The 20448-nt window shown below is 65.9% G+C and carries 31 protein-coding genes and 2 pseudogenes; 16 read left to right on the top strand and 17 right to left on the bottom strand.

What is annotated here, in order from left to right; all coding sequences use genetic code 11:
* Nucleotides 1-21: 21 nt before the first annotated feature.
* Nucleotides 22-387, bottom strand: a complete 366-nt coding sequence (locus ACSJDS_RS10455; protein ID WP_473035103.1) for a hypothetical protein — start codon at nt 385-387, stop codon at nt 22-24.
* Here ACSJDS_RS10455 and ACSJDS_RS10450 point away from each other — a divergent pair.
* From ACSJDS_RS10450 to ACSJDS_RS10440, 3 genes and pseudogenes are all read left to right on the top strand, one after another.
* Nucleotides 350-1237: pseudogene (locus ACSJDS_RS10450) on the top strand (carboxy terminal-processing peptidase); the annotation flags it as partial. The gene ACSJDS_RS10455 and the pseudogene ACSJDS_RS10450 overlap by 38 nt on opposite strands.
* A gap of 113 nt (nt 1238-1350) precedes the next feature.
* Nucleotides 1351-2538, top strand: coding sequence for a hypothetical protein (locus ACSJDS_RS10445; protein WP_473033221.1), 1188 nt, complete (start codon nt 1351-1353; stop codon nt 2536-2538).
* Nucleotides 2532-3074 carry a hypothetical protein gene (locus ACSJDS_RS10440; protein WP_473033220.1) on the top strand — a complete coding sequence of 181 codons (543 nt, stop codon included), beginning with the start codon at nt 2532-2534 and terminating at the stop codon, nt 3072-3074. The genes ACSJDS_RS10445 and ACSJDS_RS10440 overlap by 7 nt, the downstream gene beginning before the upstream one ends.
* Here the strand turns inward: ACSJDS_RS10440 and ACSJDS_RS10435 are convergent.
* From ACSJDS_RS10435 to ACSJDS_RS10415, 5 genes are all read right to left on the bottom strand, one after another.
* On the bottom strand, nt 3060-4280 hold the full coding sequence (locus ACSJDS_RS10435; protein ID WP_473033219.1) for an RNA polymerase sigma factor: 1221 nt from the start codon (nt 4278-4280) through the stop codon (nt 3060-3062). The two genes, ACSJDS_RS10440 and ACSJDS_RS10435, sit on opposite strands and share 15 nt — an antisense overlap.
* 3 nt (nt 4281-4283) lie before the next feature.
* Nucleotides 4284-4394: a hypothetical protein gene (locus tag ACSJDS_RS10430; protein ID WP_473033218.1), complete on the bottom strand. Its 111-nt coding sequence runs from the start codon at nt 4392-4394 to the stop codon at nt 4284-4286.
* Nucleotides 4376-4642, bottom strand: a complete 267-nt coding sequence (locus ACSJDS_RS10425; RefSeq protein ID WP_473033217.1) for a YciI family protein — start codon at nt 4640-4642, stop codon at nt 4376-4378. Before ACSJDS_RS10425 ends, ACSJDS_RS10430 begins: the two co-directional genes overlap by 19 nt.
* A gap of 104 nt (nt 4643-4746) precedes the next feature.
* Complete coding sequence (locus tag ACSJDS_RS10420; RefSeq protein WP_473033216.1) at nt 4747-4878, bottom strand: hypothetical protein; 132 nt, start codon at nt 4876-4878, stop codon at nt 4747-4749.
* 273 nt (nt 4879-5151) lie between these two features.
* Nucleotides 5152-5871, bottom strand: a complete 720-nt coding sequence (locus tag ACSJDS_RS10415; protein ID WP_473033215.1) for a LysR substrate-binding domain-containing protein — start codon at nt 5869-5871, stop codon at nt 5152-5154.
* Between the two features lie 174 nt (nt 5872-6045).
* On the opposite strand from ACSJDS_RS10415, the gene ACSJDS_RS10410 reads away from it, so the two are divergent.
* Together ACSJDS_RS10410 and ACSJDS_RS10405 are read left to right on the top strand one after the other, a co-directional pair.
* Complete coding sequence (locus ACSJDS_RS10410) at nt 6046-6270, top strand: WCX domain-containing protein (protein WP_473033214.1); 225 nt, start codon at nt 6046-6048, stop codon at nt 6268-6270.
* Nucleotides 6271-6351: 81 nt separating this feature from the next.
* Nucleotides 6352-6777 carry a VOC family protein gene (locus ACSJDS_RS10405; RefSeq protein WP_473033213.1) on the top strand — a complete coding sequence of 142 codons (426 nt, stop codon included), beginning with the start codon at nt 6352-6354 and terminating at the stop codon, nt 6775-6777.
* 152 nt (nt 6778-6929) lie between these two features.
* Here ACSJDS_RS10405 and gcvA read toward each other — a convergent pair.
* Nucleotides 6930-7867, bottom strand: a pseudogene (gene gcvA / locus ACSJDS_RS10400) (transcriptional regulator GcvA).
* 322 nt (nt 7868-8189) lie between these two features.
* Here gcvA and ACSJDS_RS10395 point away from each other — a divergent pair.
* A complete protein-coding gene (locus ACSJDS_RS10395) occupies nt 8190-8726 on the top strand; it encodes an FMN-dependent NADH-azoreductase (RefSeq protein WP_473033212.1) in 537 nt (178 codons plus the stop codon).
* 59 nt (nt 8727-8785) lie between these two features.
* Here the strand turns inward: ACSJDS_RS10395 and arsH are convergent, their stop codons facing one another.
* Genes arsH through ACSJDS_RS10370 form a run of 5 tightly spaced genes read right to left on the bottom strand, consistent with a single transcriptional unit; the run spans nt 8786 to nt 11503 of the window.
* Nucleotides 8786-9532, bottom strand: coding sequence for an arsenical resistance protein ArsH (arsH, locus tag ACSJDS_RS10390; protein WP_473033211.1), 747 nt, complete (start codon nt 9530-9532; stop codon nt 8786-8788).
* Nucleotides 9529-10692, bottom strand: a complete 1164-nt coding sequence (locus tag ACSJDS_RS10385; protein ID WP_473033210.1) for an MFS transporter — start codon at nt 10690-10692, stop codon at nt 9529-9531. The genes arsH and ACSJDS_RS10385 overlap by 4 nt, the downstream gene beginning before the upstream one ends.
* A gap of 49 nt (nt 10693-10741) precedes the next feature.
* Nucleotides 10742-10897, bottom strand: a complete 156-nt coding sequence (locus ACSJDS_RS10380) for a hypothetical protein (RefSeq protein ID WP_473033209.1) — start codon at nt 10895-10897, stop codon at nt 10742-10744.
* Nucleotides 10864-11160, bottom strand: a complete 297-nt coding sequence (locus tag ACSJDS_RS10375; RefSeq protein WP_473033208.1) for a PadR family transcriptional regulator — start codon at nt 11158-11160, stop codon at nt 10864-10866. Before ACSJDS_RS10375 ends, ACSJDS_RS10380 begins: the two co-directional genes overlap by 34 nt.
* Before the next feature lie 31 nt (nt 11161-11191).
* Nucleotides 11192-11503, bottom strand: a complete 312-nt coding sequence (locus tag ACSJDS_RS10370) for a helix-turn-helix domain-containing protein (protein ID WP_473033207.1) — start codon at nt 11501-11503, stop codon at nt 11192-11194.
* A 44-nt stretch (nt 11504-11547) separates the two neighbouring features.
* On the opposite strand from ACSJDS_RS10370, the gene ACSJDS_RS10365 reads away from it, so the two are divergent.
* From ACSJDS_RS10365 to ACSJDS_RS10355, 3 genes are all read left to right on the top strand, one after another.
* Nucleotides 11548-11679: a helix-turn-helix transcriptional regulator gene (locus ACSJDS_RS10365; protein WP_473033206.1), complete on the top strand. Its 132-nt coding sequence runs from the start codon at nt 11548-11550 to the stop codon at nt 11677-11679.
* Nucleotides 11663-11824: a hypothetical protein gene (locus ACSJDS_RS10360; protein WP_473033205.1), complete on the top strand. Its 162-nt coding sequence runs from the start codon at nt 11663-11665 to the stop codon at nt 11822-11824. Before ACSJDS_RS10365 ends, ACSJDS_RS10360 begins: the two co-directional genes overlap by 17 nt.
* Before the next feature lie 120 nt (nt 11825-11944).
* Nucleotides 11945-12067 carry a hypothetical protein gene (locus ACSJDS_RS10355; RefSeq protein ID WP_473033204.1) on the top strand — a complete coding sequence of 41 codons (123 nt, stop codon included), beginning with the start codon at nt 11945-11947 and terminating at the stop codon, nt 12065-12067.
* 35 nt (nt 12068-12102) lie between these two features.
* On the opposite strand, the gene ACSJDS_RS10350 is transcribed toward ACSJDS_RS10355, so the two are convergent.
* On the bottom strand, nt 12103-12531 hold the full coding sequence (locus tag ACSJDS_RS10350; protein ID WP_473033203.1) for a GlxA family transcriptional regulator: 429 nt from the start codon (nt 12529-12531) through the stop codon (nt 12103-12105).
* Nucleotides 12532-12548: 17 nt separating this feature from the next.
* Nucleotides 12549-13118 (bottom strand): DJ-1/PfpI family protein, encoded by a 570-nt coding sequence (locus tag ACSJDS_RS10345; RefSeq protein ID WP_473033202.1) that lies wholly within the window; start codon nt 13116-13118, stop codon nt 12549-12551.
* A gap of 103 nt (nt 13119-13221) precedes the next feature.
* On the opposite strand from ACSJDS_RS10345, the gene ACSJDS_RS10340 reads away from it, so the two are divergent.
* The gene (locus ACSJDS_RS10340; RefSeq protein WP_473033201.1) at nt 13222-13533 is read left to right on the top strand and encodes a hypothetical protein; all 312 of its coding nucleotides are present in this window, start codon (nt 13222-13224) and stop codon (nt 13531-13533) included.
* A gap of 26 nt (nt 13534-13559) precedes the next feature.
* Entirely contained in the window at nt 13560-14318 is a 759-nt protein-coding gene (locus tag ACSJDS_RS10335) for a class I SAM-dependent methyltransferase (protein WP_473033200.1), read from the top strand.
* 45 nt (nt 14319-14363) lie between these two features.
* Here ACSJDS_RS10335 and ACSJDS_RS10330 read toward each other — a convergent pair whose 3' ends face one another.
* On the bottom strand, nt 14364-15203 hold the full coding sequence (locus ACSJDS_RS10330; RefSeq protein ID WP_473033199.1) for a PhzF family phenazine biosynthesis protein: 840 nt from the start codon (nt 15201-15203) through the stop codon (nt 14364-14366).
* A gap of 142 nt (nt 15204-15345) precedes the next feature.
* On the opposite strand from ACSJDS_RS10330, the gene ACSJDS_RS10325 reads away from it, so the two are divergent.
* Nucleotides 15346-15696 (top strand): VOC family protein, encoded by a 351-nt coding sequence (locus tag ACSJDS_RS10325; protein ID WP_473033198.1) that lies wholly within the window; start codon nt 15346-15348, stop codon nt 15694-15696.
* A 43-nt stretch (nt 15697-15739) separates the two neighbouring features.
* Nucleotides 15740-16009, top strand: a complete 270-nt coding sequence (locus ACSJDS_RS10320) for a hypothetical protein (protein WP_095621926.1) — start codon at nt 15740-15742, stop codon at nt 16007-16009.
* Nucleotides 16010-16034: 25 nt separating this feature from the next.
* On the opposite strand, the gene ACSJDS_RS10315 is transcribed toward ACSJDS_RS10320, so the two are convergent.
* Together ACSJDS_RS10315 and ACSJDS_RS10310 are read right to left on the bottom strand one after the other, a co-directional pair.
* Nucleotides 16035-16913 carry an arylamine N-acetyltransferase family protein gene (locus ACSJDS_RS10315; protein ID WP_473033197.1) on the bottom strand — a complete coding sequence of 293 codons (879 nt, stop codon included), beginning with the start codon at nt 16911-16913 and terminating at the stop codon, nt 16035-16037.
* Nucleotides 16914-17162: 249 nt separating this feature from the next.
* The gene (locus ACSJDS_RS10310) at nt 17163-18059 is read right to left on the bottom strand and encodes a LysR family transcriptional regulator (RefSeq protein ID WP_473033196.1); all 897 of its coding nucleotides are present in this window, start codon (nt 18057-18059) and stop codon (nt 17163-17165) included.
* Nucleotides 18060-18218: 159 nt separating this feature from the next.
* On the opposite strand from ACSJDS_RS10310, the gene ACSJDS_RS10305 reads away from it, so the two are divergent.
* The 3 genes from ACSJDS_RS10305 (at nt 18219) to ACSJDS_RS10295 (ending at nt 20436) form a co-directional block, all read left to right on the top strand.
* The gene (locus ACSJDS_RS10305) at nt 18219-18476 is read left to right on the top strand and encodes a hypothetical protein (RefSeq protein WP_473033195.1); all 258 of its coding nucleotides are present in this window, start codon (nt 18219-18221) and stop codon (nt 18474-18476) included.
* Between the two features lie 251 nt (nt 18477-18727).
* Complete coding sequence (nfo, locus tag ACSJDS_RS10300; protein ID WP_473033194.1) at nt 18728-19570, top strand: deoxyribonuclease IV; 843 nt, start codon at nt 18728-18730, stop codon at nt 19568-19570.
* A 5-nt stretch (nt 19571-19575) separates the two neighbouring features.
* Nucleotides 19576-20436: an Nmad3 family putative nucleotide modification protein gene (locus ACSJDS_RS10295; protein ID WP_473033193.1), complete on the top strand. Its 861-nt coding sequence runs from the start codon at nt 19576-19578 to the stop codon at nt 20434-20436.
* Nucleotides 20437-20448: the final 12 nt, after the last annotated feature.

The following is a 20448-nucleotide window of genomic DNA, read 5'->3' as shown; positions in this document are numbered from 1 at the left end:
ATAGCATCGTTGGCGTAACGATCAGGGCTCGCCTTTCTCGGCTGATGACCCCTGAATTTCTCCTCCGATGGCCCCGACATGGCGCAGGCTGACGATGGAGACCACCGCCAGCGCCAGGATAGCGATGCCGCCCACGGTGGCGGTCACATTCAGCCCCGCGGTAAAGGCCTGCTGGGCTTCCATCAGTACGCCGGCAGGCAGGCTATCGCCGGCCGCAACGGTGACCCATAGGCTATCCTCCACGATACCCGCCGCCTCAGCAATTTCGCCATCGGCCATCGTCGCGCTGACCTGGGCGCGATAGACGAAGGTGGCCAGGCTACCCAACAGCGCAACGCCCAGCTCCTGCACCACCCGCGACGTGGCGCGCGAGGTCGAGTCACTCAAGGAGCAGGGCGTCGAGGGCATCGTGCTCGACCTGCGCAACAACGGCGGTGGCGCCTTGCAGGAAGCCAATTCGCTGATCGGCCTGTTCATCGACCGCGGCCCCACCGTGCAGGTGCGCGACACCCGTGGCCGCATCAGCCTCTACGGCGACACCGAGAGCGGCAGCCTCTACGAGGGGCCGCTGGGGGTGCTGGTCAACCGACTGTCGGCCTCGGAAATTTTCGCCAGCGCCATCCAGGACTACGGTCGCGGCCTGGTGCTCGGCAACCGTACCTTTGGCAAGGGCACGGTGCAGACCGTCAACGACCTCAGCCACGGCCAGGTCAAGCTGACCCGCGCCAAGTTCTACCGCATCTCCGGCGAGAGTACTCAGCACCGCGGCGTGGAACCGGACAGAGTGTTCCCCAGCCTGCTCGACCCCGAGATCATCGGCGAGAGCGCCCTCGACAACGCCCTGGAGTGGGACACCGTGCGCGCCGTGCAGTATCGCCACTACGGCGAGCCGTGGCGCTATCTCGAAGAGCTGAGTGCACGGCACCGCGAGCGCGTGGCAGCGAACCCCAACTTCGTCTATCTCGAGTCTCAGGCGGAACTGGCCCGCGAGCTGCGCGAAGAGCAGACCAGCGTCAGCCTCAACCGCGAGCAGCGCCAGCGCGAGATGGAAGAGCTAGAGGGACGTCAGCTCGGCCTCGAGAACGACCGCCGTCGCGCCCTGGGTCTCGAGCTACTCGACGACTGGGTCGACGCCCGCGGCGAGGATGAAGAGGAGAGCGAACCCGCCGAACGTGCCAAGCTGCTGGAAAGCGCCGAGGTGCTCCTCGACTACGCACTGCTGTCCGAACGCCGCTAACCCGCACCACGCACTGCCCGCCTGCCCCGCCACCCTGGCGGGGCAGGCGTTTGTGTATTCGACTATGCTGATATCAACGCCGTATCACCCACGGCAATGACAAGGATGTCAGCATGGTCGCTCTCCGCTACACCGCTCCGGGCCTACTGCACTGGTTCGCCAGCTTGGCGTTGGCTTTCTGCAGCGCCACTCTGCTGCCCACCGCCGTTGCGCATGACTGCCCCGATACGGCACCGGATGATGCCAGTGTCGAACAGCTCGCCGAACGCGTTGCCGCCTGGGACGAAGCCTATTATCAGCGCGGCGAGCGGTTGGTCGAGGATGCCCTTTACGACCAGGCACGCCAGCGGCTGGAACGCTGGCAGGTCTGCCGCGGTAAGCGCTCCGCCGACACCCCGCATGAACCCGACGGCCCGCTCCACCACCCGGTGGCACAGACCGGCCTGGCCAAGCTCGACGACCAGGCCAGCCTGGCACGCTGGATGCAGCGCCGTCAGGCTCACTCGCTATGGGTGCAGCCCAAGGTCGACGGCGTAGCCGTGACGCTGGTCTATGAACGCGGCCAGCTGGTACAGGCCATCAGCCGCGGCGACGGCGAACGCGGCAGCGACTGGCTGCCACATCTACGCCAGGCGCCCCATGTTGCCCAGCGCCTGACAGCCCCCTACCCAGCGCGCGTAGTGCTGCAGGGCGAGCTCTATCTGCGCCTTGATGACCACGTGCAGGCCGAGCACGGCAGCGCCGGGGCGCGCAGTGCCATCATCGGCCTGATGTCGCGCCATGCCTGGCAGACGGAGGATGCCGAGCGGGTCGGCCTGTTCGTCTGGGACTGGCCGGACGGGCCAGCCGGCATGCAGCAGCGGCTGGACAGGCTCACCGCCTGGGGCTTTGACGACAGCGTGGCCATGACCCAGGCGGTGACCCGTGCCGATGAGGTGGCCACCTGGCGTCAGCGCTGGTATCGCGGCGCCCTCCCCTTTGCCACCGATGGCATCGTCGTGCGTCAGAGCCAGCGGCCAGATGCCGAGGCTTGGCAGGCGGCCGCGCCGGCCTGGGCGGTGGCCTGGAAGCACCCGGCCCAGCAGGCGCTGGCCGAAGTACGCGGCATCGAGTTCCGGGTCGGTCGCACCGGCCAGATCACCCCGGTACTCAGGTTGATGCCCACCGTTCTCGACGATCGCACGATCCGCCGCGTCAGCCTCGGCTCGCTGGCGCAGTGGCAACGTCACGATATCCGCCCTGGGGATCACGTCACAATTCGCCTTGCCGGGTTGACCATCCCCAGTTCGAGTCGGTGCTGACGCGCCGCGAACCGCGCCCACCCCTCGACGCACCCGATCCCGCGGCCTATCACCCGCTGAGTTGTCTGCGTCTGACGCCCGGCTGCGAGAGCCAGTTTCTGGCCCGGCTGACGTGGCTCTCCGGCCCGGACGGCCTGGACATGGCCGGCCTCGGCGAAGGCAGCTGGCAGCGCCTGATCGATGCGGGGCTACTCGAGGAGCTGCTCGACTGGCGCGACCTCAGCCCGACTCAGTTGCAGCAGGCCCACGGCGTCGGCGAGGTACGCGCCGCCTGGTGGCACGCCCTGTTCGCCGAGAGCGCCGAGCAGTCGCTACCCCGCTGGCTGGTGGCCCTGGGGATGCCCAAGGTCGCGCCCGCGGCACTTCAAGACGCCAATGGCGAGGTCACACTCGCCGAACTGCGCCAGCGCTCCGCGACCGACTGGCGCGCCCGGGCAGGCATCGGCGAGATCACCGCCGAGCGGCTGGTAGCGTTCTTCAGCGATCCGCGCATCAACGCCTGGCTCGACGCCCTGGTCGAGTCAGCCCAGGGCTGACTGCACCTCGGCCAGGCGGCGTTCGAGAAAGCGCCTCTCCGCCGCCTGGGGCGATAGCGCCAACGCCTCGCGATACGCCTCGGCGGCCTCAGCATAGCGTTTCAGGCGCCGCAGTAGATCGGCGCGTACCGCCGGCAGCAGGTGGTATCCCGGCAGGTGAATCTCATCGAGCAGTGCCAGGCCGACTTCGAGACCATCGGCCATGGCGATCGCCACGGCACGGTTCAGCGCCACCACCGGGGTCGGTTGCATGGCGTAGAGCAGGCTGTAGAGCGCCGCAATGCGCCGCCAGTCGGTGTCGGCGGCGCCTGGCGCCTCGACGTGCAGCCCGGCGATGGCGGCCTGCACGACATAGGGGCCGGGTGGGCCGTCGCGCAGCACCTGGTGCAGATGGGCACGCCCCTCTTCTATCGATTCATGATGCCAGCGCGAGCGATCCTGATCCTCCAGCAGAACGATATCGCCGTCCTCGTCGAGACGCGTATCGCGCCGTGCATCGTGGAACAGCATCAGTGCCAACAGGCCGCGCGCTTCGGGCTCGGCGGGCATCAGCCCCACGAGCAAGCGGCCCAGACGGATGGCTTCATGACACAGTTCCTCGCGCACTAGCCGCTCACCGCCGCTGGCGGCATAACCCTCGTTGAAGATCAGGTAGATCACCGCCAGCACCGCATCGAGACGCTCACCAAGGGCGGCGTCATCCGGCACCTCGAACGGAATGCCGGCATCGCGTATCTTGGCCTGGGCGCGTACAAGACGCTGGGCCAGCGTCGGCACCGGCAGCATGAACGCGCGGGCAATTTCCTCGGTGGTCAGACCGCCCAGGGTGCGCAAGGTCAAGGCAACCTGAGCGGGACGCCCGAGCGCCGGGTGGCAGCAGGTGAACATCAGCCGTAGGCTATCCAGCGGCACCTCATCATCCGGCGCTGGCGCCTCGCCCAGTGTCTGCTCGAGATGCATGGCCAACTCGCCCTGCTTGCGCTCGAGCATCTGGCGATGGCGCAGCTGATCGAGCGCCTTGTGGCGGGCGGTCGCCGCCAGCCAGGCCAGGGGACTGGGGGGCGTACCCTGCTCGGGCCACTGATACATGGCGGCCTCGAAGGCCGCCTGCAGCGCATCCTCGGCCAAGGCGAAGTCGCCGAAGCGACGAATCAGACCCGCCAACAATCGGCCATAGGCCTCGCGATAGAGCGCGTCGAGATTCATTGCCTACATGCGATAGGCGGGGTCGACCGGCCGCACCTCGACCGAGCCCCCCACTCGCAGCGGCGGAATGCGCCGGGCCAGCGCCAGCGCCTCGTCTAGATCGCGGCACTCCACGACATGGAAACCCCCAACTGCTCGCGGGCCTCGGCGAAAGGCCCGTCGTGGGTCACCACCTGGCCATTCTGCTCGCGCAGCGTGGTAGCACTTTCCACCGACTGCAGACGCGCCCCGCCGCGATAAGCGCCGCTGGTGACCATCTCCTGGATCAGCGCATGGTAGTCGTGCATTACCGCATCGCGGGACGCCTCCGGCAGTCCCTCCCACAGCGCTTCGTCGATACAGCACATCAGCATGTATTGCATGTCATCTCTCCCCATTTACCTGACAAGGCCGTTCGCCCTGGTCATCACACTATCGCTGCAGGTCGGCGCTTTTCGACATCGACCCACGCCAAGCTGCAGGGAGATCAACGCTGCTTCATGGCCACCACCGACAGGCCCGTGACCACGAAAGTCAGGCCGGCACCGACATTGAGACCAGAAACGATCCGCGGCCGCGCCTGCAGCCAGATGGAGAGACGCGCCGCAAAGACGCCCATGAGAGAACCCGACTGCCGTCAACGCGGCAAACCAGCCACCATAGATGAGCATCTGCACGGCGACGGATCCTGCCGCTGGGTCAACGAACTGGGGAATGAAGGCCAGCAGGTTGTCAGGCCCTGGCGCAAGCACCAGCAGAATGCAGGCCGCGGTATAGGCGACCCAAATCTCGAACGAAAACATTGCCTCTCCTTAACGGTGATAGGTACGCGGCATCCTTGTCACCGCAAAGGATAGAACGCCTTGGCAAGGGCGCCACTATTCGACTTATCTCAAGCGCCCAGGCACGGCTCAGCGAACACTTCTCGTAGCCATTCGGCCACTCGCTCAAGGGCAACATGGCCAGCGAAGCGGCTGTGCCGAATCAGCTGATAACGCAGCCCAGGAAGCCTTGGCCCGAAGGGGACCTGCAGCACGCCACGTTCAAGTTCATCCTTCACCAGCGTTTGGCTCAGCAGTGCCACGCCCTGGCCGGCAATGGCCGCCTGGATCGCATGACTCTCGTCGGAGAAGGTTAGGCTCGCGCCCAGGTCGGCGATGCTGCCACCCGCCGCTTGGCACCAGTGCTGCCAAGACGGCAGGCCCAGCGTAGCGCAGTACCAGTCGAAGACGATGTGCCGGACCCTGTGCAGATCCTCATACCCGCTCAGCCCCAGCTGCGGGCTGGCCACCAGGGCAAAGCTGTCATCCGCCAGCACCTCGGCCTGATGCTCCGGGTAGGGCCCCATGCCATAGCGAATCGCCAGCGCGGCACCGCGCGATAGATCCAGGGGCACTTCGCTGGCGTGAATGCGCAAGTCGATATCGGGGTGCCGTTCATGGAAGTCGGCCAGCCGCGGCAACAGCCAGTGGCTGGCAAAGGCTGGGGTGCAGGAGAGCGTGACGCTGGCCGGCGCCGTCTGCTCGCGCAGCACCTCAAGGGCGTCACCGAAGGCATCGAAGCCGCGCTGCAACACCGGATACAGGTGTTCCGCCGCCGCCGTCGGCACCACCTGGCGGACGCGCCGCCAGACGCAGGGCCGCGAAGTGGTCTTCGATGACTACCGGCTGCGCGTGGCCGGGGTAATTCGCGACTACGGCATGCACGAACGCGAACAGGCACCTGGCGACAGCCTTGAGCGTCATGATTCTTCGCCTGCTTCTGGATGAAGGACATCTAGACTCACGTGCTTGCTCATGCCCTCGATGAGCTAGGTCGCCATATCGGCATGTTCACTCCCGATGGCAGCGCCGTGCTGCTGCACGCCCGTACTGACAGCCTGACCTGGTTCGCTCATCAACTCGCCCGTCAGCCCTACGACTTCGAGATCCTCTACCCACCCGAGCTTTGCAGCGCCCTTGCCCAGCAGGCCGCCCGTCTCCAGCGTCTGGCCGTCCAGACTGACCGATAGAAAATGCGCGTGCCTGTCGAAAGCGACTATGTTGAATCGACGAAGGGAAGTAGCACCAACCACAACCCTTGGAGATTCACCATGCAGCTTTCCACCTACCTGATCTTCGACGGCAACTGCCGCGAAGCCTTCGCGTTCTACCAGCGTTGCTTCGACGCCGAATTGGAGGCCATTTCCACCTATGCCGAGATGCCCAGCAGCGAGGGCATGGAGATACCCGACGAAGCCCGCGGCCTGGTGATGCATGCACGCCTGCGCATTGGCGACCAGCTGTTGATGGCGTCGGACAACGCCCCCTTCTGCCCGGCGCCCTACGAAGGCATCAAGGGCGCCAGCATTGCGGTCGGTGTCGACTCGGTAGAGGAGGCCGAACGGCTCTTCAACGCGCTGGCCGACAACGGCAGCGTGGAGATGCCACTCGAAGAAACCTTCTGGGCGCACCGCTTCGGCATGCTGGTGGACAAGTTCGGCGTCGCCTGGATGATCAACTACGAGAAGGAGGCGTAGCTGGCTGCCCCGCCCTCCTCGCTGATGGGCGCCGTTGAGATCATCACGTATTGCAGAACTGCGGCGCCTTATTCCCCAACCTCAAACGGGATCGGTCTAAATCGATACATTGAGCCTCGACTCCCAAGCCGCTTTGCTCCTGATAAGCATCACTATCTACCAGCCTGCTCGCTAAGGCTGCCCCCGGTGCTTGACCTACAGGCACGCGCCCTGGACGCAGTGTCCAATAGTCCCATGATCCACTCGCGCACGGCGGCGATGGCCGGTTCCTCGAGCCGCTCGGGCGGGTAGACGAGCTGGAAGGGAGCGGCCTTAACCTCGGGGCCGAATGGCTGTACCAGGCGCCCTTGGCGCAGCTCCTCCTCGATCAGGTGCCGGCTCATCAGGGCTATGCCCTGGCCATCTAGCGCGGCGGTGATGCCATGGGTCTCGTCGGAGAACATCAGCCCGGCGCTGACGTCGAGCCCCGACACCTGGACCTGGCGCTGCCAGGCCGCCCAGTCCAACGGCGCGGGGAAGAGAAGTGCAGCAGCGTATGGCGCACCAGTTCGGCCGGTTCACGCAGCTTCAGCACGGGGCTGCAGACGGGTACGAAGACGTTATCGAACAGCTTCTCCGCGACCAGCCCGGGCCAGGGGCCCTCGCCGTAGCGAATCGCCATGTCGGCGACGACGCCATCCAGGGCGACCGTTTTGTGTGAGACCTGAATGCTCAGGTCGATCTGCGGGTGGGCATCGCGCAGCAGGCAGACCCAGGGCAGCAGCCAGCGTGCTGCCACGGCCGGAGTGGTAGAGAGCGTTACCGCCTGCCGCGTCGGCGGACGGCGCAGCTTGGTCACCGTCTCGGCGATGGCGTCGAAGGAGTCGCTCAGCACGGTGAGCAGCGCCTGGCCCTGCGTCGTCAGCACCAGCTGCCGTGGCCGCCGCACGAACAGGGCCACGCCCAGGCTCTCCTCGAGCTGGCGTATCTGATGGCTGATCGCCGTCGGCGTGACCGAGAGCTCCTCGGCAGCACGCTTGGCGCTGAGGTGGCGCGCCGCCGCCTCGAAGGCGCGCAGGGCGGAGAGCGAAGGGAGTCGTCGCGGCATCATAGATGAATTTTATTTTCCGAAATCGAAAAAGAATCGTCGTTTGTCGCCCTACCTGGCTTCAGGCTTATATGAAACGAGCCACAAGCAAGGCTGAGAACAGCTCATTCAAAAGATCCTACACCCAGTGACGGAGAAAACCCATGACGCGCTTACTTCACCTCGATGCTAGTCCACGCCCCGGCCGTGCCGGCAGCCACGATCACGGCGCGCATACCCGCCGGTTGACCCATCACTTCGTTTCCCGCTGGCACACTCTGGCGCCGGATAGCGAGATCGTCTATCGCGATATCGGCGCCAACCCACCACAGCTCACCAGCGTAGAGTGGATCGAGGCCGCCTTTACATCCCCGAGCAGCAGACCGATCCGATGCGGGCGGTTCTTGCCGAGAGCGATACGCTGGTCGACGAGGTCGTACAGGCCGACATCCTGGTACTCGGCGTACCGATGTACAACTTCGGCCCGCCGGCCGCGTTCAAGGCATGGATCGACAACGTCATTCGCCTGGGCCGAACCGTCGATTTCGACATGCAGTACGGTGCCCACCCCTTCATGCCCCTGGAATCTTACGTGCCGCTGCTGGCCGACCGAAAACGGCATGCGGTGCTGCTCTCCTCTCGCGGCGGTTACGACTTCGACCCAGGGCGCAGCATGGCGGCATTCAACCATCTCGAGCCGGGCGCGAGCACCGCCCTGCAGTTCATCGGCATCGGCGGCTTTCACAGCGTCGCCATCGAGCATCAGGAGGAAGGCGGCGAGGCGCTGGCCGCCTCGACCCAAAGTGCCCTGGAGCGCATCGACCGGCTGGTCGAGCAATTGCATCGTGAGTTCGCCACGTCGCGCCTGACGCAGCCGGCGTGACGACTGCTCTCAGACGACCGAACACCGGGGCGCCTGGCGCCCCGTTATGCATGTCACCGCTATGAGGCCTGACTGACCGCCGCCTTGTCCGTTACCGGATCGGCCTTGGCACCGGCCGCCTCACGGCGCTCCGAGTAGCGGTCCACCAGCGTTTCGGCGTGGGGCCGTAACAACACGGTGAAGCGCACCAGTTCTTCCATCACGTCGGCGATGCGGTCGTAGAGCGGCGAGGGACGCATGCGCCCGGCCTCGTCGAACTCCTGGTACGCCTTGGGCACGCTGGACTGGTTGGGGATGGTGACCATACGCATCCAGCGCCCCAGCAGGCGCAGCGTGTTCACCGCATTGAAGGACTGCGAGCCGCCGCTGACCTGCATCACCGCCAGGGTGCGCCCCTGGGTGGGCCGCACCGCTCCCATGCTCAGCGGCAGATGGTCGATCTGGGTTTTCATCACGCCGGTGATCTGGCCGTGGCGCTCGGGGCTGCACCACACCTGCCCTTCGGACCACAGCGCCAGCTCGCGCAGCTCCCGCACCGCCGGGTGATCGTCGCCCGGCACCTGGTCCGGCAGCGGCAGGTCGGATGGGTCGAAGATGCGTGTGTCGGCGCCGAAGTGGCGCAGCAGCCGTGCCGCCTCCTCCACCGCCAGGCGCGAGAAGGAGCGCTCGCGCAGCGAACCGTAGAGCAGCAGGATGCGCGGTGGATGCCCCAGCGGATCGGGCAAGCCCTGGCCGGGCTGCCGCAGAGCGAAGCGCTCGTCGAGGGCCGGTAGATAGTCGGGGTCGTTGAGCGTGCGAAGCCTCATGTCGCCTCCTTCAGGGCGTGGGTTTGCAGGACGAGCAGCGCCACCAGGGCGGCCAGCCCCAGGGCGGAGGAGAACAGCAGCGCCTGGGTGCCGAAGCGCTCGATCAGCAGGGCGAAGGCCAGCGGCGCCAGCGCCTGACCGAAGCGTGCCGGTACCATCAGCACGCCCTGGCGCAGGCCATAGCCATGGGGGCCGAAAATGGCCAGCGGAAGCGTACCCTTGGCGATGGTGAGAATGCCGTTGCCGGCGCCGTGCAGCAGCACGAACGGCGTGGCGAGCGGCGCCCCCAACGCCATCACGCCGAACGCCCCGATGGGGTGAGCCACCACCGCCAGTTTTGCCGCGAACAGCGGATGAAAGCGCTGCAGCAGCGAGAACTCGAGCAGTCGCGCCGCCACCTGGGCCGGCCCCACCAGCGCCGCGGCCGCGATGGCGGCGGCGGGCGAGAGGCCGGCGATCTGCAGCAGCCACGGCAGGTGCGCGGCCATGCCGGTACTGACGAACCAGGTCACGGCAAAGACGAAAGCCAGCAGCGCCATGGGCAGCCAGGTCGACTCGACCTCTGACACAGCCGCCTCGGTGTGCGGAGTGGGCGGCTGAATGCCGAAGGGAATCAACAGGCGGTTGAGTGGCAGGCCCAGCAGCAGGTGCACCGCAGCCCAGGTGAAGCAGGCGTTCTGCCAGCCGAATTCGGCGTTGAGCCAGCCGGTGATCGGCCAGCACACCGTGCTGGCAAAGCCCGCCAATAGCGTGATCCCAGTAATCGGGCCGCGCGCCTCGCGGCCGTAGAGCCCGGCCAGGGTCGAGAAGGCCGACTCATAAAGCCCCATGCCCATGCCGACGCCGATCACCAGCCATCCCACCCACAGCAGCACGGGCCCATCCGCCAGACCCAGCAGTACCAGGCCTAGGGCGAACACCAGGCTGGAAACCGTCAGCACGTCGCGTCCGCCGAAGCGGTCGATGCGCCGACCCACCGCCGGGCCCAGCACCGCCGAGACCACCAGCGCCGAGGAGAACGCCGCGAATACCGTACCCGTGGTAAGGCCCAGGTCTTGCGCCATGGGCACGGCGAGGATGGCCGGAAGATAGTAGGTCGAGCCCCAGGCAAGCGTCTGGGAAACGCCCAGGGCGACGACCACCCCGGTGCGCGAACTCATCGACTACCTCGATCATCGAGGTATCTGGACCTGTAAAAACGCCCTGCGCTCATCCTTCATGCTCCTCCCGCTTCACCGAACCGCCCGCCATGCGGCGGCTCTCGACGATGCAGTCCGTGGCCTCCAGCCAGGCGTCCACCGCCACCTGAAAGGCCTCCCGCCCCTTCTCCGTCAGCGCGTAGACCTTGCGCGAGCGCCCCTGCACGACCTCGTTACTCGAGGAGAGATAGCCCCCGCCTCGAACTCGTTGAGCACAGGATAGACCGTGCCTTCCGAGGGGCTGCAGCAGCCGTTGGTGCTCTTCTCCACCGCCTGCACCACCTCGTAGCCGTGCATCGGTTTGCGGTGCAAGACGCTGAGCACGAAGAACTTCGACAGCGACATCTTGATCGTGCCGCGCCAGTAGGAAGGGTCGCTGTAGTCGGGGATCCGGCGGCCGGCGGCCGCTTCGGATTTCACTTTGGTCATGGGGGAAACCTATACCTCGATGGTCGAGGCGTCAAGACTGAACGCCATAACGCCGCCGCACATGGTCGCGATAGCTACCTGGCGTCAGGCCGGTCACGGCCTTGTAGTCATGGATGAAGTGGGCCTGGTCGAAGTAGCCGGCGGTAAAGGCAGTATCGGTCAAGGAAGTGGCACTCCCGCCCAACTTGATCAGCTCGCGACTGCGGGCGACGCGCAGCAGCCGGGCATAGCGCTTGGGCGAAAGCCCCATGTGGCGCTGGAACAGCCGCTCCAGGCGGCGCTGGCCAAACGGCAATTCCTCCACCAGCGCAGCGATGCTGACCTGGCCTTGGTGTCGCTGCAACCAGCCAAGCGAGGACACCAGCCCCGGCGGCCCGGTCCGAGGCCATGGGTGTCTCGCGCAACACCATCAATTCCATCGAGGTTGGCCGCTACGTGCCCTCGCTGCCACTCGCCTTGCGCCTGGCGCGATTCTTCGGCAAGCCCGTCGAGGAGGTATTCGATGACACATCACCATGACACGCCAGCCCACGGCAAACCCCTGCTCGTGCCGCTGGTCGGGGCGGGTCTGGGGGTTGCGATGTTCCTGACCGCCTGGCTGGCCGCGGATGCCCCCGGGTCGGCCTGGTCATGCTCGCCATCATGCTGGGCTATGCCGCGCTGATGCGCTTCGGCCAGCGCTTCGAGTCGGTCCAGGTACTTCAGCCAGGACCCACCACTGGATGAGCGCCACGCCCTGATCCAGCTCCACGCCCTGCGTGCCGCTTACTGCGCCGTGCTCGGCGTGGCACTGCTCGGCTTCTTCTGGGAGATCGCGCGCGGTGCACCCGGCGCCTTCACCCTGATCGCTGCCGTCGGCGGCGCCACCCACCTGCTCGCCACCATGGTCGTCAGGCGACGCCTGTGAGCGGCAGCGTGTCACTCCTTCGGTCCTAAGAACCCTCACCCCGCCAGGGCCTTGCGCAGCCCACCGAAGCGGCGCCGGTACTGGGCCGGGGTCAGGCCGACCTTGCGCCGGAACAGCCGGCCGAAGAAGGCGCCATCCTCGTAGCCCACCGCCTCGGCGATGGCATCCACCGGCGTCTTCTCGGTCTCCAGCATCTGCTTGGCCTCTTCCAGACGCAGGGTATGCACGTACTCCATGGGCGTCAGGCCGGTGGCCTTCCTGAAGCGACGGTGGAAACTGCGTTCGCTGAGCCCCGATTCCTCGATCAAGGCGGCCACGGGCGACGGCTCATCGTAGTGTTCGGCGATCCACGTCTGGCAGCGCGCGATGACGGCATCCTCGGCCTGCCGGGTGCGCGCAAGCATGGCGAAGGGAAGCTGGCCGGCCGCATGCCAATCGATCAGGAACAGCTTGGCGAGATGCATCGCCTCGTCGACGCCGGCTAGGCGCGCGACGAGATACAGCGCCAGGTCGCTCCAGGAGGTGCCGCCCCCGCCATGACCAGGCGACTCCCGGTGCCGCCGATCACCAGCGCACGATGCGGATGCACCCGCACGTCCGGATAGCGACCCAGCACATCGCAGTAGGCCCAGTGCGTAGTGGCATCCTCGCCCCTCAGCAGCCCCGACTCGGCCAGCAACAGGGCGCCGGAACAGGCGGTCGCCAGGATGGCGCCAGCGGCATGGCAGCGCCTGAGCCATTCGACCTCCTCGCTATAGCGCCCCTCGAGCACCGCCTCGGGCGGCAGCATGATCTCGGGAATGCACACCACATCGGGCACCCAATCCAGGCCGGCGTCGGGAACGATGCGTACACCGTTGGCGATAACCATCTCGTGGGGGCCAGCACGAGCAGCCACCTGCGGCACGAACAGCGGCTCACCGGCCTTGCCCTCGATCAGGGCGGGCCAGTCGCGTCCCGCCGCAGCGAAGACATCGTAAACTCCGTACAGGGTGGAAGCCGCCACTTCAGGAATTGCCAGCAAGGCGATGGTGGGTTTGTGCATCGACATGGCGGAAACCGCCGGTTTTTGTCCGTAGGGACTTCAGTGTAGCCCAGCCGGGAGCGACAGAATGGACGCGTCAATGACACAACAAGACCTATGGAGAACCGCCATGACTGCCCAAGCCCAACCCTCCGTTCCCGCCAATTTCGACGCCTCCCACGCCGCCGACTTCGAGAACCGCTTCGTGCGTGCGCTCAACGAAGGCGCCATGCTGCAGCTGATCTCGCTGGCCCACCGCAGCGGCCTGCTCACCCAGTTGACCGACGGCGAACCGGTGACCAGCAACGAACTTGCCGCCAAGGCCAAGCTCGATGAGCGCTACGTGCGCGAGTGGCTGGGTGGCGCGACGGTCGCCGCCCTGGTCGAGCACGACCCACGGGCCATGACCTATCGCCTTCCCCCGAACATGCCACGCTGCTGACCGACGGCGGCGAGGCCAACCTCGCCGTGTTCTCCCAGTACCTACCGCTGATGGGCCAAGTGGAGGACGACGTGCTGGAATGCTTCCGCCACGGTGGCGGCGTGCCGTACTCGCGCTATGCCCGTTTCCATGAGGTCATGGCCGAGGATAGCGGCCAGACCGTGCTGCCCGTGCTGTTGGATGCCATCCTGCCGCTGGCAGCAGAGCTGCCGGACAGGCTGGCGCAGGGCATCGACGTACTCGACCTGGGCTGCGGCCGCGGCCTGGCGCTGATGAAGCTCGCCGAACGCTTCCCCAACAGCCGCTTTACCGGCTACGACCTATCTGCAGAGGCCATCGGCTGGGCGACGCAGCGTGCCGCTCGCCTGGGCCTGGCCAACCTGTGCTTCGAGGAGCGCGACCTGAGCGACTTCGACCGCACGGCGCCGGCGCAGCGCTACGACCTGGTCACCACCTTCGATGCCATCCATGACCAGGCCCACCCGCTGAACCTGCTCAAGGGTATCCGCCGCACCCTGCGCGAGGATGGCGTCTACCTGGCCCAGGATATCCACTCCTCGAGCCACCACCACGGCGACCGCGACCACCCCATGGGCACGTTGCTCTACACCCTGTCGATCATGCACTGCATGAGCGTCTCGCTCGCCCAGGGCGGCGAAGGGCTGGGAACGATGTGGGGCCGGGAGAAGGCACGGGAGTATTTCGGTAAGGCCGGCTTCGGCAACATCGAGGTGCACCAGTTGCCCCACGACATCCAGAACGACTACTGGGTGCTCAGGCCTTGAGCCGTTCGCCGACAACAAGGCCCTGCTTGGCGCTGCGGCCCCGGCTCAATGCTCCATGCTCACTGCCTGCCCGGTGACGACAATGCCGCCCGAGAGCGGAATGTCCACCTGCAGGCGGCTGGGCCGGCCCATCGCCTCGCCCTGCCGGATCGTCAACTGAGCCGGAGCCTGGAGCAGGCCGGCGTCACGAAGGTAGCCACCCAGCGCCGCGGCCGCCGCGCCGGTGGCGGGGTCTTCCACCACACCGCCCACCGGGAACGGGTCACGGGCGTGGAAGTACCCTTCGCGCTCGCGCCATACCAGCTGCAGCGTGGTCAGCCCTTCACGCAGCATCAGCGCCTTGAGATGCTCGAAATCATACTCGAGCCGTTCGAGGCGCTGCTGCGTCTTGCATGCCAGCACCAAGTGCCAGGCCCCGGCATAGGCCCGTGCCGGCGGAATCTCGGGATCGAGTTCATCCGCCTGCCAGCCAAGCAGCTCACGCACCTCCTCGACCAGCTCCGGTTCGGCGGGGCGATACTCCGGCGCAACCGACACCAGCGACGCCTGCCACTCCCCCGCCACCTCGCGGACCGTGACGCTCACCTCGCCCACCGCCGTCTCCAGCAGATAGGAGCCCGCCCCGCTCAGCTGCCCCATCAGCACGCCGCTGGCTACTGTGGCATGACCGCAGAAACTCACCTCCGCCTCGGGACTGTCGTAGCGAGCCGTGCGACGCTCACCCTTGGCCGGGGCGATGAAGGCGGTTTCGGAATAGCCTACTTCGGCGGCGATGCGCTGCATCTGCGCCGGCTCGGGCAGCGCCTCGCCCAACCACACCCCCGCAGGGTTGCCGCCGCTCGGGGTATCAGTGAAGGCTGCAAGGCGATGGAGGGTACCGCTCATGGGAGTCTCCTCGGTGATCAAAGGTGCCCGATCATAGTAGGCGGAAGGGAAATGATAGAACAGGCAGGACGATAGCGAAGCGACTATGTTTAAGCATTTCGTAGCCCCGCACTAACCACGCACAACACCCCCGAGGCGCCACATGAAAGTCAAACGCATCATGTCCAACTCGGCCACATCGGATCTCGACAAGGCTGCTACCTTCTATGGTGAAATCCTGGGTCTCGACCTGCTCATGGATCACGGCTGGTTTCGAACCTACGGCTCGGACGAGAAAATGATGGTTCAGGTGAGCTTCGGTACCGAAGGCGGCTCCGGTACACCGGTGCCCGATCTCTCCATCGAAGTCGACGATATCGAAACGGCACAGGCACGCTTCGAGAAGGCCAGCATACCCATCGAATACGGGCCGGTAAGCGAGCCCTGGGGCGTGCGAAGGTTCTACGTTCGAGACCCGTTCGGCAAGCTCATCAATATCCTGCAGCATGAGTGAGCCATTTGCTCTGAACATTCTCCGTGCAGATTGGGAGGGAGCCATGGACGAAGACCTGGACAAGATGACCCGCGAGCAATTGATCGCAGAAGCCAAGCGGCTACGCCAAGGCATTCGTGAGCACCGCGACTGCAGCGGGCACGATCTGTGCTGGCACCACCCAGCCCTCTGGGCATTGCTGCCCGACAAGAGCGACCCGGTTCCCGTGGTACCTGAATGGCCGGAATTCATCCGTGGCTGCATCAAGTACCGGCAGTCACTCGATGAACAGATGCCAAGCGCCCCGCGTACCGATGAGCCGTATGATGAATAGCCCTACTGCCCAACTGGACCGTCAACTAGGCCGACGCCTCGACTAGCGACTCAGCCCGCCTCAGCAATGCCGCCTCCTGTTGCGGCGCGAGCACCAGGCCGAAGCGCTCGCACAGTATCTGGGGCAGCGCCTCGGCATCGAGCCGCTGCCATTCAGGTGCCTTGCCGGGACGGAAGATCTTCAGCTCCAGATCGGTCAACGCCAGGCGCTCCTCCGCGCCGTTGTGCTGGGCCACGATGCGTCGCACGAAGGGCGAGTCCGGATGATGGGAGGCGAGGTAGTTTTGCTCCGCATAGTCGGCACGGAAGTAAGGCTCGTCGCTGAATTGGTAGAGATTGAACCAGCCATCGTGGCGGTGATGGCGCAGCAGCCAGTACCCCAGCGATGAGCGCTCCAACCGGTACTCCCAGCGGCCATGTTGCGCCTCGACGCCCTCGTCGAGACGGATCGGCTCGCGCGGCCCAACGTTGCCGACTCCCACATCGACCAGCCACTGACGCCCCGCCACGGTCACGTTGAGGATGGTGTGCCCGAGTGGAGTCACCTTGTCCGCATCATCGCCCATCAGTATCCGCGCACTGCGCCCCGCGACGACGAAGCCTAGCCGATCCAGCACCGTGGCAAACAGGGTGTTCTGCTCGTGGCAGTAGCCACCCCGCCGCCGCCGCACCAGCTTGTCCTGCAGGCTCTCCAGATCGAGGCGGATCTCACCGCCGGTGACGATCTCGAGATTTTCGAAGGGCACCGCCGCGAGATGCGCACGCTGCAGCTCGCGCAGCGTACTCAATGTCGGCGCGAGTGGTCCGCGATAATCGATGCGCGCCAGGTAGGCGTCGAGGTCGAGCGGCGATGTCTCCCACTGGGCCGTATCGTGAAGAGCGGATCGAGGCAGAGTAGCGGTCATGTGTGAAGACTCCCTATCCCAGCGGCACACCGCCGCTGATGGTTTTGCCATGCCGGCACATGAGGGCCGGCCCACTCTTCGGAGCCTAATACCTGAAGTTAAGTTGAGATCAATGAAACCGTAGACTATCGCTGCCATAGCGACCGCCCATGCCTGGCTCGATGCTTCACTTTAGCCGACTCTCGTTCATTACTCAGCAGCGCCGCTCATCCGAGCGGCGCTGCTGCGGCAGGCAGAATGGCGATATCGTCAGTGGTGAGCCTCGCCAAAGGCACCCACCACATGCCCTGCCAAGGCGTCGCCAGCCTCGCTGAGGTCACTGCGCTTGACCAGCGCGACCTGGTAATCGCCCAGCGGCGGTAGTCGATCTTGCTCAATGCGCCGCAGCGGGGCGCGAATCAGGCTGCGCGGAAAGGGCGCCACGGCAAGGTCAGCGAGCATCGCCGCCTCCTGACCTGCGGAGTGCTCGCAGGTATAGGCGACGCGGTAGCCGATGCCGGCACTGTCGAGGGCATCCAGCGCCATTTTTCGCCAGGCACAGCCCTGGTGGGCCAGCGCCACCGGCAATGGTAAGCGCTGCACGGCCACGCCTCCCTCGCGGCCCACCCATACCAACGGCTCGCTATGCACGATCTCGCCGCGCGGCTCTTGGCCCGGGTTGCCCGCGGTGATGAGTATCAAGTCCAGCTCGCCGGCATCCAGGCGCTGCAGCATGCTGGCGCTGTTCCCCACCACCACATCGACATGCACCGCCGGATGCGAGCGGGCGAACTGGGCCAATACGCCGGGCAGGATGCGCGTGCCGACATCGTCGGTGGTGCCGAACCCCACCCGCCCCTCGAGCGTAGGCGCCAGAAACTGCGTCACCGCCTCCTCGTTGAGCTTGAGCAGCCGCCGGCCGTAACCCAGCAGCATCTCGCCCTCGGGGGTGAGCCTTACCTGGCGGGCTTCGCGCACGAACAGCGACTGGCCCAGGGTCTCCTCGAGGCGCTTGATCTGCATGCTGAGCGCCGACGGTGTACGGAAGACCTGCTGAGCGGCACGCGTGAAGCTGCCGCTCTCGGCAATCGTCACGAAGGTCCGCAGCACATCGCTATCCAGCAGGGGCAAGGCACGATGGCCGGAGAGTGAGGGCATCTGTGTCATGGTCACACCTTTCAATTTTCCTTAACTGAAAATGTAGACCTTTTCGTTTGTTTGATCAAAGAGCCCAAGCCATGCTGTTACCCAGAGGTCGCGACCCTCCATTCACAACCAGAAAGACATCGCAGCCGCCGGTCACGGCGGCCTGTATGGAGGTGCGAGATGACCCAGTACCAGCCCATTCATCGTCAAACGCCAACTGACAACAAAGCGCCCACACCACCGCCCCGGCTGGCGCTATATATGCCGGCCACGCCACCACTCGGACTCATCTATGCGCTTGAGCTCTGGTGGTGGCGATACCGCCAGCGCCGCCAGTTCCGGCAGCGTTTCCTGCCACTGCTGGCCCATGACGACCATATCCTCGAGGACATGGGCACCAACGTGACGACATCCTGTGGGCATCGCGCCTGCCGCTGAAAGAGGATGCGCACCAGGCCCTCACGGAGCGACGGGCGCGGTACAAGCGCTAGCGGCTTGATCAGCAGCGTGTTCGAGGATTCCTATCATACGAGCGCCAAGCAACGCACAATGCCTGGGGGCAACCGCCCCCCCTTAGTGCCTGACACGGTCTACCGGCAGAGCTCGTAGCCAACGGCGCTACGGCTGATGCCGTGGCGCCGCGATGCTAAGCTTTGGCCTTCCCGAAACAATCGCTCAAGGAAGTTCGCATGAAATATCTCGGTGCCCACGTCAGTGCCGCTGGCGGACCGGATCAAGCCGTGCTGCGCGCGGTGGAGATCGGCGCCGATGCCTTCGCCCTGTTCACCAAGAACCAGCGCCAGTGGAAGGCCAAGCCGCTCACCGACGAAGCCATCAAGGCGTTCCGCAGCGCCTGCCGCGAACACGGCTTCGGGCCCGGGCAGATCCTTCCCCACGACAGCTACCTGATCAACCTCGGTCACCCGGATGCCGCCGGGCTCGACAAGTCCCGCGCCGCCTTCCTCGACGAGTTCCAGCGCTGCGAGCAGCTCGGCCTCTCGCTGCTCAACTTCCACCCCGGCAGCCACCTGAAGAAGATCAGCGAACGCGAATGCCTGACCCGCATCGCCGACTCCATCAACCATGTGCTGGCCGAGACCCGCGGCGTCACCGCAGTGATCGAGAATACCGCCGGCCAGGGCACCAACCTGGGCTGGCGCTTCGAGCACCTGGCCGAGATCATCGACCAGGTCGACGACAAGTCGCGGGTCGGGGTGTGCATCGATACCTGCCATGCTTTTGCTGCCGGCTACGACCTGCGCACGTCGGAGGCCTGCGCCGCTACCCTCGATGAGCTCGGCAAGGTGGTCGGCTTCGAGTACCTGCGCGGCATGCACTTGAACGACGCCAAGAGCGCCTTCGCCAGCCGCGTCGACCGCCACCACAGCCTGGGCCAGGGCAACATCGGCCTCGACGCCTTCACCACCATCATGCGCGACCCGCGCATCGACGGCATCCCCCTGCTGCTGGAAACCATCGAGCCGGCGATCTGGGCCGAGGAGATCGCCTGGCTGCGCGCCCAGCAGCACTGATCGCCATGAAACTGATTCTCAGCCGCAAGGGCTTCGACTCCTCCGCCGGCGGCGTACCCAGCCCTATCTTACCGGACGGCCGGCTGCTCGCCCTGCCGATCCCGGATGCTGCCTCGACGATTCGCTATGCGGATATCAGCTTCGACGGCGCGCCGCTAAGCCGGCTGGTCGAACCGCTCACCCGCGGCAAGATCACTGCGGAACATGGCGCTCACCTCGACCCCGACCTGATCCCCGAGATGCTGCCGCGGGCGACCGGGTGGCGACCGCTCTTCGGCCAGAGCGGCCAGGCCCAGGGGCATCTGCGCAACCACGGCGTCGGCCCGGGCGATCTGTTTCTATTCTTCGGCCTGTTTCGGCGCGTCGAACCCCACGCCGGCGGCTGGCGCTGGGTGCCTGGTTCAAAGCCCCGCCATGTGATCTGGGGCTGGCTGCAGGTCGCCTCAGTGGTGCCGGTCGATCAAGCCAGAGGCGACCACCACGCTTGGGCGCACTATCACCCCCATTTTCGGCGCCCGCCGGATCCCGGCAACATGCTCTATCTGGCGCGTCCCCAGCTCGCTCTGCCGGAACTCGATGAGCCGCTGCCAGGTGTCGGCGCTTTCTCGCATGTCGCGCCGGAACGGCAGCTGACGGCCCCTCAGGCGACGCGGGTCTCGCAATGGCGCCTGCCGCGCTGGTGCTATCCGGAGCATGGCCGTACGCCGCTGAGCTACCACGCCAATCGCCAGCGCTGGCGCCAGCACACCGACCATACTGAGCTTGATGCCGTGGCCCGCGGCCAGGAGTTTATCCTGGACTGCGACGAGTATCCCGAGGCCCTTCCATGGGCAGGTGCACTGATGCAAGGCGGCCGGCCTGTCTAAATCAACGCCCGC

Source organism: Halomonas sp. SL18_1, from assembly GCF_055755715.1.
This window is presented reverse-complemented; position numbering and strand designations above follow the sequence as displayed.

Excerpts from the sequence above, each read along its gene's own strand:
- ACSJDS_RS10345 (WP_473033202.1), bottom strand. The coding sequence starts at position 13,118 with ATGTCGATGCACAAACCCACCATCGCCTTGCTGGCAATTCCTGAAGTG.
- ACSJDS_RS10365 (WP_473033206.1), top strand. The coding sequence starts at position 11,548 with ATGGGTGTCTCGCGCAACACCATCAATTCCATCGAGGTTGGCCGCTAC.
- ACSJDS_RS10350 (WP_473033203.1), bottom strand. The coding sequence starts at position 12,531 with ATGCATCTCGCCAAGCTGTTCCTGATCGATTGGCATGCGGCCGGCCAG.
- ACSJDS_RS10420 (WP_473033216.1), bottom strand. The coding sequence starts at position 4,878 with ATGGGCGTCTTTGCGGCGCGTCTCTCCATCTGGCTGCAGGCGCGGCCG.
- arsH (WP_473033211.1), bottom strand. The coding sequence starts at position 9,532 with ATGAGGCTTCGCACGCTCAACGACCCCGACTATCTACCGGCCCTCGAC.
- ACSJDS_RS10320 (WP_095621926.1), top strand. The coding sequence starts at position 15,740 with ATGGACGAAGACCTGGACAAGATGACCCGCGAGCAATTGATCGCAGAA.
- ACSJDS_RS10310 (WP_473033196.1), bottom strand. The coding sequence starts at position 18,059 with ATGACACAGATGCCCTCACTCTCCGGCCATCGTGCCTTGCCCCTGCTG.
- ACSJDS_RS10305 (WP_473033195.1), top strand. The coding sequence starts at position 18,219 with ATGACCCAGTACCAGCCCATTCATCGTCAAACGCCAACTGACAACAAA.
- ACSJDS_RS10385 (WP_473033210.1), bottom strand. The coding sequence starts at position 10,692 with ATGAGTTCGCGCACCGGGGTGGTCGTCGCCCTGGGCGTTTCCCAGACG.
- ACSJDS_RS10425 (WP_473033217.1), bottom strand. The coding sequence starts at position 4,642 with ATGCAATACATGCTGATGTGCTGTATCGACGAAGCGCTGTGGGAGGGA.
- ACSJDS_RS10340 (WP_473033201.1), top strand. The coding sequence starts at position 13,222 with ATGACTGCCCAAGCCCAACCCTCCGTTCCCGCCAATTTCGACGCCTCC.
- ACSJDS_RS10325 (WP_473033198.1), top strand. The coding sequence starts at position 15,346 with ATGAAAGTCAAACGCATCATGTCCAACTCGGCCACATCGGATCTCGAC.
- ACSJDS_RS10375 (WP_473033208.1), bottom strand. The coding sequence starts at position 11,160 with ATGACCAAAGTGAAATCCGAAGCGGCCGCCGGCCGCCGGATCCCCGAC.
- ACSJDS_RS10445 (WP_473033221.1), top strand. The coding sequence starts at position 1,351 with ATGGTCGCTCTCCGCTACACCGCTCCGGGCCTACTGCACTGGTTCGCC.
- ACSJDS_RS10360 (WP_473033205.1), top strand. The coding sequence starts at position 11,663 with ATGACACATCACCATGACACGCCAGCCCACGGCAAACCCCTGCTCGTG.
- ACSJDS_RS10330 (WP_473033199.1), bottom strand. The coding sequence starts at position 15,203 with ATGAGCGGTACCCTCCATCGCCTTGCAGCCTTCACTGATACCCCGAGC.
- ACSJDS_RS10315 (WP_473033197.1), bottom strand. The coding sequence starts at position 16,913 with ATGACCGCTACTCTGCCTCGATCCGCTCTTCACGATACGGCCCAGTGG.
- ACSJDS_RS10435 (WP_473033219.1), bottom strand. The coding sequence starts at position 4,280 with ATGAATCTCGACGCGCTCTATCGCGAGGCCTATGGCCGATTGTTGGCG.
- nfo (WP_473033194.1), top strand. The coding sequence starts at position 18,728 with ATGAAATATCTCGGTGCCCACGTCAGTGCCGCTGGCGGACCGGATCAA.
- ACSJDS_RS10295 (WP_473033193.1), top strand. The coding sequence starts at position 19,576 with ATGAAACTGATTCTCAGCCGCAAGGGCTTCGACTCCTCCGCCGGCGGC.
- ACSJDS_RS10405 (WP_473033213.1), top strand. The coding sequence starts at position 6,352 with ATGCAGCTTTCCACCTACCTGATCTTCGACGGCAACTGCCGCGAAGCC.